Source organism: Brevibacterium sp. FME17, assembly GCF_014897515.1.
Taxonomy (GTDB): Bacteria; Actinomycetota; Actinomycetes; order Actinomycetales; family Brevibacteriaceae; genus Brevibacterium.
Genome location: NZ_JABUYD010000033.1, coordinates 18972 through 36304 on the forward strand (window position 1 = coordinate 18972; position 17333 = coordinate 36304).

The following is a 17333-nucleotide window of genomic DNA, read 5'->3' on the forward strand; positions in this document are numbered from 1 at the left end:
ATCAGAAGATTGTCCAACCCACGGGATGTGACTCATCACAGTGCTGTTCCGATGTGACCCTTACCCGGACTGGTACCGGCCGGTGACGGCCGTTGAAAACCTGTCCATCACGTTGGAAAGGACTCGTGACCGCCATGTCTATCGTCGCGCATTCTCACCCATTTGTCGTGGGAGTCGACACTCACGCCCGCAATCACGTCTACGCCATCCTGGCACCCGGAACCGGGGCCCTGGTCGATACCCGGGAGTTTCCCACCACCGCTGCCGGAATCAACCGCGCCATGGCCTGGATCGCCCGCCGCACCGACGCCGATGCCGACACCCTCTGGGTGATCGAGGGTGCTGCCTCCTACGGAGCGATCCTGGCCGGGACCGTGGCCACCCACGGCTACCCGGTCGCCGAAGCCCCACGCATGGATGCCAGGAAGCGTCGCGGTGTCGGCAAGTCCGATGCCCTGGACGCCCACCAGATCGCCGCGGCCACACTGGGGCTACCAGTCCAGGAGCTGCGCCGTCCCCGCCTCAATGACGGGATCCGCCAGGGCGTGCGCATCCTGGTCACCGCCCGAGACTCAATGAGCAAGGACCGCACACGGGCGGTCAACGCGCTGACTGCCCTGGTCCGGGCCAACGATCTGGGCCTCGATGCCCGCAAGAAACTCAGTGCCACCCAGATTTCAGAGGTGTCCCGGTGGCGGGACCGCGAGGAAGAGCTGTCGCTGTCAATCGCCCGGTCTGAAGCCGTCCGACTGGCTAAACACGTCCTGGATCTGGACGAACAGCTCCAGGCCAACGAGAAGCAGCTCGACGAACTGGTCAAGGCCAGCGAGGCCGCGCCGCTGCTGGATGAGAAGGGGTTCGCGGCGATCAGCGCGGCGAGGTGCCTCACCGCCTGGTCGCACGAAGGCAGGGTCCGCAACGAGGCAGCCTTCGCTAGTCTGGCGGGGGTCAATCCCATCCCCGCCTCGTCGGGGAACACAGTCCGGCACCGACTGAACCGCGGCGGTGACAGGACCTTGAACAGCGCCTTGCACATGGTCGCGATATCGAAGATGACCTATGATGCCGAGACCCGTGAGTACGTGGAGAAACGACGGGCCGAGCACAAAACCGACAAGGAAATCCGCCGCTGCATCAAGCGCTATCTCGCCCGCCGGGCCTACCGGACACTGAACGCCTCAGTAACAGCTATGAACGCGACTTGACAGACATAGAAGAGTCTGTCAGCGGTGTGCGGGTCTTATCGAAGATCGTGCCCGCCGTGGTTGAAGTGCGTTTCTTGCATGATCGACACCGATATCCGGCTGCCTCGGCCAAGGCGTTGGTCGATTGGCAGTGTGGACAGGCGAACCCGGCGGGCCAGCGCAGCCAGTCGATGTAGTCTCGGCAGGCGTTGTCAGTGGGAAACCAGGCACGGAACTGGACGAGGTCGGCCGGGTAGTCCTGGCCGGATCTGGGCAAGCTCGCGGCGGTAGACTCGAGCATGACGGCACCCTCCTACGGTGTGGTCCATACCCCCGGCTGTTGACGCAGCGCGGGGGTCTATGATGCTCAGATCAGCCTACCTGGCACTTTGGGCATCTAAATGGATACCCCTTTTGAGGGTAAATCTATGTGAGGCATCGATATGTTTTCGCGGGTCTGTTGAGGCATTAGGTCCCTCCAGTTCTGATGTCGGACAGTGCATTCCGTGGCACGCGGTATGGCGTCGGACTTCTGAGCTGTTTTAACGGCGGGTGTGGGCGGCAGGGTGGGGTCGCGGACGTGGTGGCGACGAGGATAGGGGTGGTGAAGATGCTGGCGCCGGTCGAGGTGTGCAGGCGACGTTCGCGGCCCTGTCGAGTCCGAGAGAAACGCTATCCGGGCCAGACCCGGTCGGCGCAGTAGGCCGCGTCCAGAAGCTGGGCCCGGCTGGCGCCGTCGCGAGCCAGGGCAGCCATGCCGGCCAGTACGGTGTCGACGAACGCAGTGATTGAGTCGGCCTCGGCGACGGATGTGAGTTCCCCCTCGGTGGCGGCCCGTCTCAGGCGCGCCCGGATTATGTTGCGTGTCTTGTCACGCCTTTCGGTGAGCCGCGGCTCACCCATAACGAGGCAGCCCGGGGGCTGTCCGGGTGCGGTGAAGTGCTCGGCCGATGACCGCAGTAGGCGCTCGACTGCTTCTCGTGCCGTAGGTGCTGACAAGTCACTTTCCAGGTCCTCGTCAAGATGCGCAGTGTAGAGGGCGCACGCTTTCTCGAAAAGTGCCTTCTTGTCGCCGAAGGCCGCGTACAAGCTCGGCGCGGCGATCTCCGCCTCCGCGCACAGCTCCGCCACGCTCACCCCGTCGTATCCGCGCTCCCAGAAAGCGCGCACCGCTATCCGGAGCACTGTGTCCTTGTCGAAAGTCCTTGGTCTGCCTGCCATATGTAAACTGTATCGTACGCTAAACAAATATGTTACAGTCATTCTGCAATATCCACTAAACAAATTCGGGTGGTCGAAGTACCACCCTGCCTTAAGGAGCACAGCGATGAGCTATAACGGATTCAAATCCCTGGTGGTCCGCGCGGAGGATCGGGTTGCCTGGGTGACCATTGATAACCCGCCGGTGAACACGGTCGACGCCACCCTGGCCAGTGATCTCAAGGCGTTCGCCGACGAGGTGGCGGTCGACGACGGCATCACTGTGATCGTTTTCCAGTCGGCTAACCCTGAGTTCTTCTCGGCCCACGCGGACTTCGAGTGGTCCTTCGATCCGAGCACACTCACGGCTCTGGCCGACCCCGGCGCCGACACCGACCTCAACCCTCTCCAGCAGCTCAACGAGCGGCTGCGGAGGCTACCGCAGGTGACGATCGCGAAGTTGCGCGGCTATGCACGGGCCGGTGGCGCCGAGTTGGCGATGGCTGCGGACATGCGGTTCGCCGCCTCGGATCGGACCTGGCTGTCTCAGCCGGAGTCGCTAATGGGCATTTTTCCTGGCGGGGGCGGCACCCAGTATCTGAACCGGCTGGTTGGCCGGGCGCGTGCCCTGGAGATCGTGTTGGGGGCGGAGTTGTTCGACACCTCTGTTGCCGAGCGTTACGGATGGATCAACCGCGCGATACCGGATGAACGCCTCGACGCGTTCGTCGACGCTCTCGCCCGCCGCATCGCCGGCCTTCCTGACGGTGTGGCGACCGCAGCGAAGGAGGCGCTGGACGCTGCAGAGGCGAGCGGTTTGGTGCCGGATCTGGCGGAGGAGGCGGCCGCCCATGCCAAGGTCTATCCCTCCCCGGACGACGTCGTCGATCGGCTCCGCGTGGTGATGGACCACGGCGGGCAGACGCGCGAGGGCGAACTACAGTTGGAGCGCCTACTCGAATCCGTCCCCTGGGCCCATCGCTCTTGAATGGCCGCCGATTGTGCAAGCCAGAAATCACACTGTGACGGTGTCGACGCCTCAATTACTTGCGCGATCTACCCCCGGGAACCATCAGTCTAGAACGAGTGTTCTGTAATGAATTGCAGAGCGGGAATGAGGCAGAAATGCGGAGTCTAAACACCGAGGGCAGGCTGCGTCGGCCAGCGAGTATCCGTTCGTTGCGAGTCGGGGAGCTCAACTTAAGTTATGTGCCGGACGGCGTGGTCAAGATGGTTCCGCGAAGCCTCTTCCCGGCAACCTCGGATGAGATGTGGGCGCGGAACGGCCAGTACTTGGACCAGTCCGGCTGGTTGTCGATCAGCGCCGGGGGCCTGTTAATCGAGCACGGTGAGCGTGCAATGTTGATCGACGCTGGTTACGGCCCGTTCCCCGAGCCGGTTTCAATGATGGAACACGGCATGGCGTCGATGTACGGCGGTTCGCTCGTGGAGAGTCTCGCCAAACTCGGACGTAGACCTCACGAGATAGAAACGGTCGCGATCACTCACCTCCACATTGAACACCTGGGCTGGGCCGCGCACCCGGCGCCGGGTGATGCCCGCCCCGCCTTCGCGCATGCATCGTACCAGCTGTCTCACAAGGAGTGGGAAGACCGCAATACGACGTTTGGAGTGACGGATGAGATCGCGGATGCCCTCGCTCCACAAGTGCGTATAGTCGACGACGGGGACGAAATTTTCCCAGGGATACGCGCCGTCGCTTTGCCCGGCCACACGGCCGGGCAAATGGGGTACGAGGTAACGTCCGGAGACGAACGGCTGCTTGCGTTTGCCGACGTCATGCACTCCCCGGTGCAGGTCGAACATCCGGATTGGGCGATCGTCGGAGAAGCGACAGCCGGTGAGTCGTCCAAGCTCCGGCGCAAGATGCTCAGCCAGCTCGCTGACGAGGGAACCATCGGGTTCGGCATCCACTTCGCCGACGTCCCTTTTGGCAAGGTCTGGCGCGCTGGAGACGCCTTCACATGGGTACCACTGGCCTAAGCTGGGCTCTCCAGCACCGGTCACGTGGACAACCTGCCTGGCATTGTGAGCTCTTCGCCGCGTCACCAGAAATAGGGGCCGAGTTGGGTCATGAAAAGTGGTCGTTTACACGAGACTATTGATCCGACCCGGTAGTGAATCCTCGTACAGGTCTTCCTGACCCTCGCCTATTCTCAACCCATGGAGACGAAGGAACGACAACAAGACGTTCTAGGAACCCATGCTGTTCCATGTTCCGAGGGGCCCTGGAATAGGGCCGCTTGCTATATGTGAAAGGATTTTATTTATGACTACACTATTCTCCCGTATCATTGCTGGTGAGGCACCTGGAAACATCGTCTGGCAAGATTCTGAAGTTTCTGCATTTCTCAGCAACGCACCATTGCGGCCTGGACATACTCTTGTAGTTCCACGGCGTGAGATCGATCAATGGACGGATGCCGACGAGGCCATCTTGTGGCGTTGCATGGAGGTGGCCAAGGCGATTGGTCAAGGGGTGCAGCGAGCCTGGGATGCTCCGCGAGCCGGCCTGGTTATCGCAGGCTTCGAAGTGCCGCACATGCATATACATGTCGCCCCTGTCTGGGATATGTCCGATTTCAATTTCAATGAGGTCAAACAAGAAGAAAACCAGTCAGCACTGGATTCTGCTGCGGACAAACTCCGCGTCGCCTTGCTCGAACTCGGTTATGAACAGGCCCGAGACGCTGGACCTGGAGCGTGAAATACATTCGCTCAGACTTCAAGCCTAGTCGATTGTCTGCTCAGCTACGCAGAGTAAGCCTGCGACCCAGTCGCTCTATCGCGACACTGATGCAGTCCAGGTAAATGGCGATGGCGAAATGGAAGTAATGGAGCGAGAACGAGACGAGTCCGGGTGCATCCGTTGACGGCGCATCAAAGTTTCTGCTTATACGTGAAGTAGGCGGGGCCAACTAGGCACGAGAGAGCCGGAGGAAGAAACCATCATGAGCACACTTGCAATTGTAGGGGCAGGGCCTCAGCTGGGGATGTCGATCGCCCGTCGTTTTGCGCGCGAAGGCTTTTCCATAGCATTGCTCGCGCGGCGTCGTGAGCCGCTCGAAAAGCTTACGGCAACTCTTCGAAACGAGGGTGGCGACGCAGAGGCGTTCCCCGCCGACGTCAGTGACCCAGACAGCTTGCGTACCACACTGGCAGCCGTGGAGGAACGGTTCGGCGGGATCGATGTCCTGGAGTTCTCACCCGCGCCAAGTAAGGCCGACCTGCGGGCTCGGCCCCTCATCGACGCGAGCGAAGTGACTGTTGAGTCAGTACTGCCCGAGTTCGACATGTACATCCGTGGAGGTATTACCGCCGTCCGCCAGGTATTGCCGGGAATGCTGTCCCGCGGTAAGGGCACAATTGTCTTTACCACTGGAGCAGGCTCTGGCCCGATGATCTTCCCGCAAGTAGCGAACGTGCAGATTGCCACCGGGGGTCTGCGCAACTGGGCACTGAACCTGCATGCCTCCCTGGCTGGCCGGGGGATCTACGTAGCTCATGTGGCTCTGGCAGCGGCGATTGGCCAGGGCGAGCCCGATGCAGAGCCCGACGCCATCGCGAACGCGTACTGGGAGTTATACACAGAGCGCACCGAACCGGAATTAGTCTACAACGCGCTGCCCGGTGACTGGCAGATGGATAGGGTCGCCGATAAATTCATTGTTGATTAGGACATGTTCGGACGGTCACATTAGCCAGATGGTGAGGCTTTCAGACGCTGTGGGCGAGGAAGGGACGACCCTGCTCATCACAAGGTCCGCGGCGTCCTCGAGCACGCCTTCTCCTATGTGAGAAGCCCCGAGATCCTCCTCGGCTACCGTCAACTGGAGACACCTCCACCACGCCGTCGAGACCGTCACAAAACATGGTCGATCTCGTCTCGACTTGCGGACAAGCACAGTGTGTGGGGAACTCGCGCTCCGCATGGCCGTGATTTCGCGGAGAATAACTCAGAGGATAATACCTTCGAACGAAGTTGCGGCAGAAAGCCATCTTCGCGTTGCCCCCGGCGGCAGTTCGAAATCGAGCGATAGTTCTAGCCCATTCGAAGCAAGTGGCTGAACCAAGACGGCGTCCTCGCTCCGAGGTATCAGCTGCGGCACGATTACAGGCGTCCAACCGTCCAACACCCCCATCTCAAAGGAGACGATGACAATGAAACGATATCACCGACAGGGAGACTCCATGGATGACTCGTCCCCACATCGGCTCGAACTCACTGACCATATCGACGACGGTCTTACCTTCGACTACATCATATGCGGTGCCGGCTCATCCGGTTCCGTCGTAGCCGGCAGACTTGCAGCAGATCCGGCCGTCACGGTACTGCTCGTCGAAAGTGGCGGTGACGACGATGACGAGCGTGTGCGCGACCCTGACCTTTGGCCGGCTAACCTTGGTAGCGAACGGACGTGGGACTACATCACGGAGCCGAACCAGCAGCTGAACGGGCGCCGGCTCGCCTACTCGACAGGCCGCGGGCTGGGCGGGGGAGGAGCCGTCAACGCGGGCGTGTGGGCACGTGGCCACCGGAGCGACTGGGACAACTACGCTGAGGCCGCGGGCGATCCTGCGTGGAGCTACGAACACGTACTGGAACACTACCGAAGCATCGAGGACTGGCAGGGCACGGCCGATCCCGAACGTCGGGGCACGGGCGGACCGATGCAGATTCAACCGTCGCAGGACGTACACCCGCTGTTTACCACGTTCCTCGACGGCGTCGAGGCCAGCGGCTTCTCCCGTTTCGACAGCTCCAACGGCAACCTCATGGAGTCGAACTCCGGCTGTGCCGTGCGGGACGAAAACATCCACAACGGAGTGCGGCAGACTCCCTTCCGCCGCTACGTCGCCGACCGTGTGGGGCAGCCGAACCTCACCGTACTTCCATACACTATGGTCTCTCGTGTCCTGCTGTCCTCGAGCCGGGCGCGCGGGGTCGAGCTCGTGCGCGACGGCAAGGTGATACGTGCCCACGCTTCGAAAGAGGTGGTTCTGTCCCTGGGCGCGCTCGGCACCCCGGCCGTGCTCATGCGGTCCGGGATCGGAGACGAAGAGGAATTGCGGACCCTGGGCATCCCTGTGGTCCAGCACCTTCCAGGTGTCGGCCGCAACCTTGACGACCACATACGCCTGCCGTGCATGTGGGAGGCGAGCGACGTGCCACTGCCGGTGCCCACGCGAAGTCAAGCCGTCTGCTTTTGGGGAGACGAAACACGGCCTGGTGCGCCCGAGTTTGTCATGTACGTTTCGCCAGCGCCGTCCGTCTCCCACGAGAGCGCGGCGCAGTACCCGCCGCCTGAGCGGTGTTTCACTCTGATGCCTGCCATGCGCCTGCGACGCGGCAGTCGTGGTCGGGTCCGCCTGGCGAGTACAGATCCGCTGACTAAACCGCGTATCGAAACGAACTTCCTCGCTGACCCTAACGACCTGCGTTCGGCACTATCTGCTGTTGCTATGGCCCGAGAGGTCGGCAACTCCATAGCGCTTCGCCCTTTCGCCAAGCGGGAGGTGTCACCCGCTTCTTCGGCGACTGACAAGGTTGAGTTGTTTGTCCGCAACGCCGTGGAGACCTACTGGCACCAGAGCGGAACATCCCGGATGGGGCGGGATGAAGGCGCCGTCGTGGACGCCAGGCTCGAGGTGTATGGAATCGAGGGCCTCCGCGTCGCCGATGCCTCGGTGTTGCCCCATGTGACGGTCGCCAATACCATGGCGCCTTCCATGGTGGTCGGTGAGCGGGCAGCGGAGATTCTCGTGGCCGAACACGGCTGACCGCGCGAACGGTTACCAACCCCGGCCGTTCGACCGTGTCGCGGTGATCACTGCCCGAACCGCCATCGAAAATTTATTCTCCATACCTACGCGGGCCAACCATTCCGCTGGCAAATCTAAGCAATGCGTGGAAAGTGGCCTCGCGGTTCTTCAGATGAGTGTGAAGGAGATTTTGCGCTTCTAATAGACCAGTCGTATAGTTGGGCAGCGTGAGGAAGTGGGTGGCCGGTCCTCTTGGCTCTTGGTTTTCCATCGTCCGGAAATCGGTTACCAATCCGAACCAGACAACAAAGATGACTCAAAGGAGAGTACATACATGGGCGGCCCCCTGACGTTCGTTTCGGCGACGGATATTCAACGGACATTGACCTATGAGGACGCCGTCGATGCAGTGGAATAGGCTCTGCTCACCGGTGAGGCGACGAAGAACTCGCCGCTTCGCACCCGAACAGACCTGCGTTCTGGGCATCCGCTCTACATGGTTGCGCAAGTCGGCGGTTTCGTCGGCACTTAGCTCGCCTCGGTTTCCGAGACCAATCAGGACCGTGGACTGCCGCCGATCCAGGGGCTGGTTGTCCTTTACGGACAGCGACACCCTGCAGCTGAGATTCGTCCTCGCCGCATATGGCCTGACCGTGCTGCGCACCGCCGACCGCGACGAGCATACTCACGCGAATTGAGGAGCCTCATGAAATCTACGATTCAACAGAGCCGTCCCCGCAGACCGCTCGACCGTTTTTCGAATTTTCTCAGTGACGTCTGCTCCCGGTGGATCCCAGATCCATGGGTGATTGTCGTCCTCCTGACGCTAGTTGCTGGCGCGCTGTCTTTCTTCCTCACTCCGGGTGGCTATGGTCTGGAGAAAGCCGGGACGATCGTCAGTGGATGGGGCGACGGATTCTGGGGATTGCTCGAATTCGCCATGCAGATGGCACTGATGCTCCTGAGCGGTTACGTCGTCGCGAGCTCCCCGCCAGTTCGGCGTGCCCTGATCTGGGTTGCCGACCGTGAGACGGGTCCTCTGCGAACCGTCGCCACTGTTGCTTTGACCAGCATGATTTTGATGTGGATCCACTGGGGAATCGGACTGATTGCCGCAGGAATCCTGGTTCGCTACTACGCGGCACGAAATACGAAGGCGGATTACAGGCTGCTGGTGGCCGCCGCCTATCTTGGCATGGCCGGAACCTTCCACGCCGGGCTGTCCTCTTCGGCAGGACTGTTGGTGGCAACACCAGGGCACTTCGCCGAGGATTACTTCGGGGTCATTCCGATGAGCGAGACCGTGTTTTCACCGTTCAATCTCATACTTGTGGTTGTCACCATTGTGGCCTGGACGATCACGGCAGTTCGGCTTCAGCCTCCCAGTGATAAGACGGTCAGTCCGCCACAGGTGCTTCGGGACAAGCTCGCTGCCGAGTTCAGACAAGAAGACGAAGCCCGTCGAGCCAATCGAAATCAGGGCAGACGTTCACCTGTGGAGATGATTGAGAACTCGCGCTGGGTCAACATCACCATCGGTGCTCTCGGGTTGGTCTACATCGTCATTTACTTTAGCTCGCTGGAAGACGGCATTCTCCAGGGCTTGACGCTGAACTCGGTGAATTTCATTTTCATCTTCCTCGGGATCCTGTTGCATGGGACTCCGAAAGCCCTCCTCACTGCTGCTCAGACCGGAGGAACTTTCGTCTGGGGAATTCTGCTCCAGTTCCCATTCTATGCCGGGATCATGGGGATGATCGTTGCGACCGGGCTCAGCGAGAGGATCGCCTCAGGTTTCGCCGCGATTGCCACCCAGCACACGTATCCCGTGTTCCTCTATTGGTACTCGGGCATTCTGAATTTCTTCGTCCCTTCGGGAGGTTCGAAATTCGCCATTGAAGCGCCTTACCTCGGGGAAGCGGCGCAAACTCTAAATGTGCCGCTCGACCTGACCACGATCGCCTACATGTGGGGCGACATGTCCAGTAACGCGCTGCAGCCGTTCTGGGCCCTTCCGCTGCTGGCCTTGTGTGGCTTGTCCTTCCGCGACATCATGGGGTTTCTCATCATCTTTGCGATAGTGACGTGCGTCATCGGAACGGGCGCCTTCCTTCTGGCACCGCTATTCTTCTGAATCCGAGACAACGAATGGTTAGGACGATTGACTGATGGCTGAACAGATCGCTGGCTACTGCACTCTGTGCCGCTCCAGGTGTGGCTCCCTGAACGTTGTGGAAAACGGGCAGTTGGTCGAGGTCCTACCGCTAGCGGACCATCCCACGGGTGGTGCCCTGTGCGCGAAGGGTCGAGCGGCCCCTGAGATCGTCGGCAGTCCTCGACGGTTGACGGTGCCGCTGCGCCGAACGAGTCCTCGCGCCAGTGACGACCCCGGTTGGGAAGAGGTCTCATGGGAGGAGGCTCTCACAGACATCGCCCAACGCCTCAAAGAATTCAAACAAGAGTCCGGAGCCGAATCCGTCGCCTTCGCTGCCACCACTCCGTCAGGCACGCCACTTGTCGACAGCATCGAGTGGGTGGAGCGCCTCGTCAGGGGCTTCGGCAGCCCGAACCTCATCTTTGCTGTTGAGAACTGCGGCTGGCACAAAGACTATGCACACGCCCTCACCTTTGGTCGCGGCATCGGAGCACCAGATTACGAATCGGCCGAAACCATCATCCTGTGGGGCCACAACCCAGCCCGCACCTGGTTGGCTCAAGCCACTCGCATCGCAGATGCACGCTCGCGCGGGGCGAAAGTCGTCGTGATCGATCCAAAACGGGCCGGCAGCGGACAGCAATCCGATCTCTGGCTGCGAATCCGTCCAGGGGCCGACGCCGCACTTGCCCTCGGCGGAATTCGATACCTGCTGCGCTCCGGCTCCTTCGACGATAAGTTCATCCGGTCATGGACCAATGCTCCGATGCTTGTCGATGAATCCACAGGACGCTTCATCCGAGGCGATGAGATCTGGCCAGATGGATCGCACGACACCTTCGTCGTCCACGACGCAGCAGGACCACGCGCCTACGACCCCGAGGAAGAGCTCGAACGCCCCGGCGATGTCATCCTCGATGAACATGTCTCAATGGTGACCCCGACCGGTGAACCGCTGAAGGGAACACCGGCGTTCGCGCTTCTCGACGAGCACTGTGATCGCTGGACCATCGACGAAGTGGCACGAATGACCACTATCGATCCGGCGGACATCACTGAGTTCTACGAATTGCTGAGCACCCAAGGTCGGGTCGCCTACCACTCATGGACCGGTGTCGGACAGCACTCCAATGCCACGCAGACCGAGCGATCGATAGCGACACTGTATTCACTTTTAGGCTCCTGCGATCGAGACGGAGGCAATCTGTGGCTGCAGCCACCGGCCCTCAATCCACTTGCGCCTTATTCCGACCTCAGTGAAGAGCAGCAGAAGAAAGCTCTGGGACTCGAAGATCTGCCACTCGGCCCCCCGCGCCTGGGGTGGACAACTGCTCGGCACTTCTGTCGATCCGCACTGGAAGCCGAACCGTACCGGACCAGGGCCCTGGTGAGCTTCGGCAACAATATGAGCGTGTCCCAGGCTGACGGCAAGAGAACTCGACGAGCGCTCGAAGCACTGGACTTCTACGTTCACGTGGACATGTTCATGAATCCGACAGCCGAAATGGCCGACTACGTGCTTCCAGCCAACGCTCCGTGGGAGCGTGAAGCGCTTCGTGTCGGTTTCGAGATCACTCAGGAAGCGGTGGAGTACATCCAGTTCCGACCGCAGATGATCCAGCCGATCGGTCAGTCTCGCGCCGACTACGACATCGCCATCGCGCTGGCGCAGAAGCTCGGACTTGATGATCACTTCTTCAATGGTGATGTGCGCGCCGGATGGAACTGGCATCTCAAACCGACGGGAGTAAGTATAGAGGAACTCCTCGACGGCGATCATCATGTTCGCGTGCCTCAGCAGGTATCGCGAACGAAATATGCCGATCGGCGTGCCGACACAACTATCACGGGCTTCGACACACCGACTCGACGTGTTGAGCTGTATTCCGAGCAGTTGTTCGACCATGGGTATCGACCGCTGCCCAGCTTCGTCGAACCAATCGCCACTCAACGCAGAGGCAACCGCACCGGACAGGGGCTCCCGCTCATACTGTCGACACACAAGAACGGTGTCTATGTGCACACTTCTCACCGACACGTTGCATCCTTGCGCCGTCGTGCACCCGATCCGCATTTCGACATCAGCGCTGAACTTGCCACAGACCGGGGCCTCGAAGAGGGTGACTGGGCCGAGCTCGAGACCGAGTTCGGGACCACACGTGCTCGCATTCGCATTGATGTAGACCTGCATCCGACGGTCGTACTCGCCGATTTCGGATGGTGGGAGGACTGCCCGCCACTTGGAATGTCCCGAACTCCAATCGTGGGAGACGGCACCCTCAACATCAACGCCGTGCTCAGCGATGACGAGCACGACCCGACGAGCGGTTCGGTGCCGCTAAGAGCAGTCGCCTGCGAACTTCGACCAGAACCTAGCTTCAACGAGGGAAACTGGGCCGGCCGAACACAAGTTGAAGTGACTCAAGTGTGGGAGGAATCGGACTCTGTGCAGGGGGTGACCATGGCCCCGGTTCGCGGAGGATTGGGTTCGGGCTTCCGGCCGGGGCAGCACGTGTTGCTGGCAGAGACCGAAGAAAGTCCGTCTCGGGCTTACTCCGTCACTAGGGGCGGCGAAGATCACCGCACCTTCGACATCGCAGTACGACGCATTCCCGAAGGGCATGTCTCCGGCTTCGTCCACGACGATGTTCGAGCCGGGACGCGAATCTGGTTGGAGCGCCCGCAGGGAACCTTCACCCCTCCGATGAGTGGAGATAGGCCAGTGATCCTGGTCGCCGGTGGCGTCGGCGTCACTCCATTCGTCGGCTATCTGCGCTCACTCAAGGAAGGTGGTCAGTGCCCGAATTCTGTATCGATGCTGTCGGTGTTCCGCAATTCTCAGGAGCATCCGTTCCGTCATGAACTTCGCGAGTTGGTGGCACAATCACCCAAAGTGACGTCGAGGGTCTGGTATTCGAGACCCTTGCCTCATGACCTGGCAGGCATCGATTTCGATCTCGGGGGACGGCTCTCCCTAAGCGACGCCGAGCTGCCCCTGGACGAACGTCCTTTGATCTATCTCTGCGGCGCGGGAGAAATGATGGATCAGGTCACTAATGATCTGATCGCCCGTGGGGTCCCTAAATTCGATATATTCCGTGAGGACTTCGCTTCCACAGTCGAAGTACCGAAGAATCTGGCGCTGGCTGAGGTACGCCTGGGCGAGGAAACCGCATTCACCTGGGAACCGAAAGACGGAACCATCCTGAACGCCGCAGAACGCCACGGGTACCGTCTGCCCAGCGGCTGCCGAGTCGGTCAATGTGAAAGCTGTGCCGTGCAGATCCTCAAGGGATCAGTGGCCCACCTCGGCGATGCGCCACTTGATGACGCTTGTTTGACCTGTATCGCTGTGCCGATCGGAGATGTGACACTCGACGTGTAGAGACGAGACCACCGCGGGCTGCATACCCGTCGGCAACAGAGATTCCCGGAGTGGCAATTTGCTCGATCCCCAGGCTCCTGAAGACCGGTGGAAGACAACGTTCCCACGGACAGCACAGCAGTACCCGGCTCTGCTGCTGCGGAGTCCTGATCAGCACCGGACATGCCACTCAAATCGTGATCTATACCGGCGAGAATATCGACCGGTCGACCTCGGAGGCAGCCCTCGCCCGACTGTGTGAGACAGCTCCGATACTCGTCTCGTCAGGAAAATCGAATCGGCTGCAGTTCCATCGTGGGGTGATTAGCAGGCCAATTGAGCTGTGTGCCGGCTGCTATACGGCGAGAGGACCATCGCCTACATGAAGCGTCAGCGACACCAGGGGTTGTCTAAGAAAGACGTCATTCGTTGTTTGAAACGATTCATTGCCAAAGAAGTAATTAATAGTCTCAAAGTCGATCTCGGAATCGCTTGACAATCTATAAGGCCGTCCCGGAACTTGACAAGGGTGCCAGCACCTGTGAGTGCACCTTTGACAGAATCGATTTTGGCGAAACTTTCATCCAGGACTGGGCCTTCAAATAGCCAAGGATTTCGTTTGCCTGGATCGGGTTAGAGTGTGCATACGTCACCGTCACCATTCTGTCTCTTTAACAGAGACCCGGTACACAAACTATTTGACGCTGTCCTTCTCTTCGCTGCTGGCTTGCCACAGAACATCCCACAACGAGCGTTGCGTAGTCGCGTATTCTTCGCTCTCGATCATCATCGCGAAGTTCTCGTTACGTGACGAGATCACACAGACCGCCGAATCGGCAATAATTGTCGTCATTGTGAAGACTTCCCCACTCGGAGCGTAACGCATGAGTCTGAAGTCATCGGGGTCGCTTGGCCACCCAGAAGGCTCGTCTCTCTCACGTGAACGAATGACATTCAACCAAACTCCATTATCTCGTCGTCCAGCAATATATTCGCCCATCTCGTCCCGTCCCGGAATTTCCAACAGGTCTTGCATGGAGAAGATTCCGTACAACTCGTTTCCCCAATCGAGTGTTTCGAACAAGGCAGCCTTGATCCCGAGTGCACCTTCGAAGAACCTCACACGAGGAACCATCGACTTTTTGTGAGCGATGGCATGGAGCTGAGGAAGTACGTCATCGAGAACTTTTCCTTCAACTTCCCATTGTGAGCGAAGTGTTTCAGGGCTGTTCGCTCTGATGAAGGCCCCCGGCCGGCCCCGCGCACTGGTGTTTGACCGCGAAGGGATGTGGCTGAGTAGTCCTCGTTGTATCAACCGCCCTGAGATTTCATATCCATTGGTGCGCGTAATCTTTGCTTCTTTGCTCGCCTGGGCCACTGAAGGTGTGCCGAGTGTCAACACTGCCACATAGAAGGCAGCTTCAGCACGCGACAACCCCAACGCAACAAGTTGTTCAATCATGAGTCTCCAATTTGTCAGTACACGTCAACAAAATAACTGTGATAGACCATACACAACTGCAAGATAAGCCTGAATGACATAGATGTCATTGGTGAACCGATCTCACCTTTTGTCATTCGCGAGCAACAAAAGGAGCCAGGATGCCTGAGGTTTGTCCAAAAATTCGAGTAGCGGCAGTGCAAGCCACCCCGGTCTTCCTCGACACGGAAGAGTCAATCGACAAATTGGAGGGGTTGGTCGCAGAGGCGGCTGGCAACGGCGCAAAGTTGGTCGTGTTCGGCGAAAGTTTCTTACCTGGATTTCCTACTTGGGCTGGAGTGCTTCCTCCGATTGATCAGCACGATTTGCACAGACGTCTGGTTGAGCAGGCGATGGTCGTCCCTGGGGAGGAATGCAAGAGGCTTGGAGAAATCGCGCGTTCAAACGATGTCCTACTCTCGGTTGGCATCAATGAACGATCGGCACATTCGCTGGGGCAGCTATTCAACTCGAATCTTATTTTTGATGAGAATGGGGAACTGATCAATCACCGAAGGAAACTCGTCGCCACGTATTACGAGAGACTGACCTGGTCGCACGGTGATGCCCACGATCTCAAACCCGTTGAACTGGGTGGTCTGAACTTGGGTATGCTCATCTGCGGAGAAAACACCAACACACTCGCGCGGTATGCGCTGCTGGCTCAAGGCGAACGCCTCCACATTTCCACGTATCCCGCGACTTGGCCCTTCGACAGTAGTTCAGCTCGAGCAGACTACAACCTGACTGAGAGCATAAGGATCCGTTCAGCTGCGCATTGTTTCGAAGGCAAGGTGTTTAACATTGTCGCCGCAACAGCGCTAGGTGACGATGCCATCGACGCGACAACTCAAGGCGACGCAGCGATGACTGCGAAGTTGCGTTCCTCTCGTCCGATATCGCTCATTCTTGACCCAGCAGGGGAGATCATGGCTGGGCCTGTCGACGGGAATGAAGGCATCCTCTACGCCGATATCGACCTTTCTGAGGAGATAATTCCGAAAAAGGCGCAAGACATAGTCGGCACCTACAACCGGTTCGATATTTTCAAACTGACGATGGACCAGACCCGTCATCAACCGATTACAGTTGTCACCGACAACACTGTGGGTTCCGCAACGGTGGAATTATGAGTTCACGGACCAGATCTATCGAACGCCCCACACGAAGCCGCCAATCGAAAAAGTCACGAAACGCACTACTCGGAGCAACCTTCGGGTTTTTTACTGATATGTACGATATCTATCTGCCTGTGATTGCTCTTGCGCCAGCAATGGTCTACTTCGAACCTGCAGGTGCATCGATCCAAGAAACTGCGATCTTTGCCGGTCTTATTTTTACGGCTTCGATCATCGGCAGACCACTCGGATCACTGATCTTTGGCCCTATAGGAGATCGGTACGGTCGCAGAAAGACAACACTGATCGCAGCAGCTGGAGCCGCGATCTGCACCGGTTCCATGTGCTTCATGCCTGGATATGAGACGCTCGGGATGCTGTCTATTGTACTCTTGATCGCGCTTCGGCTCCTCGACGGAGTCTTCCTCGGTGGCGAATATAGCGCGGCCAACCCTCTCGCGATGGAACATGCTCCGGCAGAACGCCGTGGGATGTATGGCGCCTTGATTAATGTCGGGTTTCCGCTATCGCTGGTGTTTATCACGCTGGTCACCATGTCGACCCTGGCGCTATTCCCCGCAGGTGATGTAACCGCTTCATACTCGATGTGGGGTTGGCGAATACCATTTTTCATTGGTTTCATATTGACCTCCGCACTCTTCTTCCTGTACCTACGTGCCGTCCCGGAATCGGACCTATGGGCAAAAAAGAAGGACGGCAGTGCTGGAATGCGAAACCTGTTCACGCGAGAGGTGGTCCGCGTTTTCCTGCTCGCCTGTGTGACGATGACTGGCGTTTGGTTCACCATGAACGGGAGCATCGGGGTTTTCGCTACCCACTTCAAGGGCCTTGGGGTAGAGACGTCGACTGTCAACTCCATCATGCTGACAGCTGCGGTCATCAGTGCGGTCCTATTCCCCGCGATTGGACACCTGAGTCAAATTTTGGGGAGACGAAGAATCATTCTCTTGATCGGCCTCGTAATACTAACGTGGCTCTTCGGATCTAAGCGTGGTGACTCGTTGGTAAGTTCCTCTTCGCCCCCGAC

Annotated in this window: 13 protein-coding genes; 10 read left to right on the forward strand and 3 right to left on the reverse strand. The window is 59.0% G+C overall.

Translation table 11 applies throughout. The annotated features are described in order from the left end of the window. Positions 1-134 precede the first annotated feature (134 nt). On the forward strand, positions 135-1205 hold the full coding sequence (locus tag INT40_RS19155; RefSeq protein ID WP_193096768.1) for an IS110 family transposase: 1071 nt from the start codon (positions 135-137) through the stop codon (positions 1203-1205). Here the strand turns inward: INT40_RS19155 and INT40_RS19160 are convergent. Together INT40_RS19160 and INT40_RS19165 are read right to left on the reverse strand one after the other, a co-directional pair. Then, entirely contained in the window at positions 1189-1485 is a 297-nt protein-coding gene (locus INT40_RS19160; RefSeq protein ID WP_193096761.1) for a transposase, read from the reverse strand. The genes INT40_RS19155 and INT40_RS19160 overlap by 17 nt on opposite strands. Before the next feature lie 371 nt (positions 1486-1856). Continuing rightward, complete coding sequence (locus tag INT40_RS19165) at positions 1857-2405, reverse strand: TetR/AcrR family transcriptional regulator (protein WP_193096762.1); 549 nt, start codon at positions 2403-2405, stop codon at positions 1857-1859. Between the two features lie 106 nt (positions 2406-2511). Between INT40_RS19165 and INT40_RS19170 the strand changes: the two genes are divergently transcribed. The 7 genes from INT40_RS19170 (at position 2512) to INT40_RS19200 (ending at position 13708) form a co-directional block, all read left to right on the forward strand. Further along, positions 2512-3372, forward strand: a complete 861-nt coding sequence (locus tag INT40_RS19170) for an enoyl-CoA hydratase/isomerase family protein (protein ID WP_193096763.1) — start codon at positions 2512-2514, stop codon at positions 3370-3372. 221 nt (positions 3373-3593) lie between these two features. Next, complete coding sequence (locus INT40_RS19175; RefSeq protein ID WP_319022031.1) at positions 3594-4388, forward strand: MBL fold metallo-hydrolase; 795 nt, start codon at positions 3594-3596, stop codon at positions 4386-4388. A gap of 286 nt (positions 4389-4674) precedes the next feature. Further along, positions 4675-5112 (forward strand): HIT family protein, encoded by a 438-nt coding sequence (locus INT40_RS19180; RefSeq protein WP_193079056.1) that lies wholly within the window; start codon positions 4675-4677, stop codon positions 5110-5112. 244 nt (positions 5113-5356) lie between these two features. Then, positions 5357-6082, forward strand: a complete 726-nt coding sequence (locus tag INT40_RS19185; RefSeq protein ID WP_193096765.1) for an SDR family NAD(P)-dependent oxidoreductase — start codon at positions 5357-5359, stop codon at positions 6080-6082. 478 nt (positions 6083-6560) lie between these two features. Then, complete coding sequence (locus tag INT40_RS19190) at positions 6561-8186, forward strand: GMC family oxidoreductase (protein ID WP_193079054.1); 1626 nt, start codon at positions 6561-6563, stop codon at positions 8184-8186. 688 nt (positions 8187-8874) lie between these two features. Beyond that, entirely contained in the window at positions 8875-10302 is a 1428-nt protein-coding gene (locus tag INT40_RS19195) for a short-chain fatty acid transporter (RefSeq protein ID WP_193079053.1), read from the forward strand. A gap of 34 nt (positions 10303-10336) precedes the next feature. Next, on the forward strand, positions 10337-13708 hold the full coding sequence (locus tag INT40_RS19200) for a molybdopterin-dependent oxidoreductase (protein ID WP_193096766.1): 3372 nt from the start codon (positions 10337-10339) through the stop codon (positions 13706-13708). 673 nt (positions 13709-14381) lie between these two features. On the opposite strand, the gene INT40_RS19205 is transcribed toward INT40_RS19200, so the two are convergent. Continuing rightward, the gene (locus INT40_RS19205; protein ID WP_193079002.1) at positions 14382-15149 is read right to left on the reverse strand and encodes a TrmB family transcriptional regulator; all 768 of its coding nucleotides are present in this window, start codon (positions 15147-15149) and stop codon (positions 14382-14384) included. Between the two features lie 140 nt (positions 15150-15289). Here INT40_RS19205 and INT40_RS19210 point away from each other — a divergent pair, with 140 nt between their 5' ends. Then, positions 15290-16300, forward strand: coding sequence for a carbon-nitrogen hydrolase family protein (locus tag INT40_RS19210; RefSeq protein WP_193079003.1), 1011 nt, complete (start codon positions 15290-15292; stop codon positions 16298-16300). A 98-nt stretch (positions 16301-16398) separates the two neighbouring features. Then, the coding region (locus tag INT40_RS19215; RefSeq protein ID WP_193096767.1) for an MFS transporter at positions 16399-17333 on the forward strand (935 nt) is incomplete at its 3' end.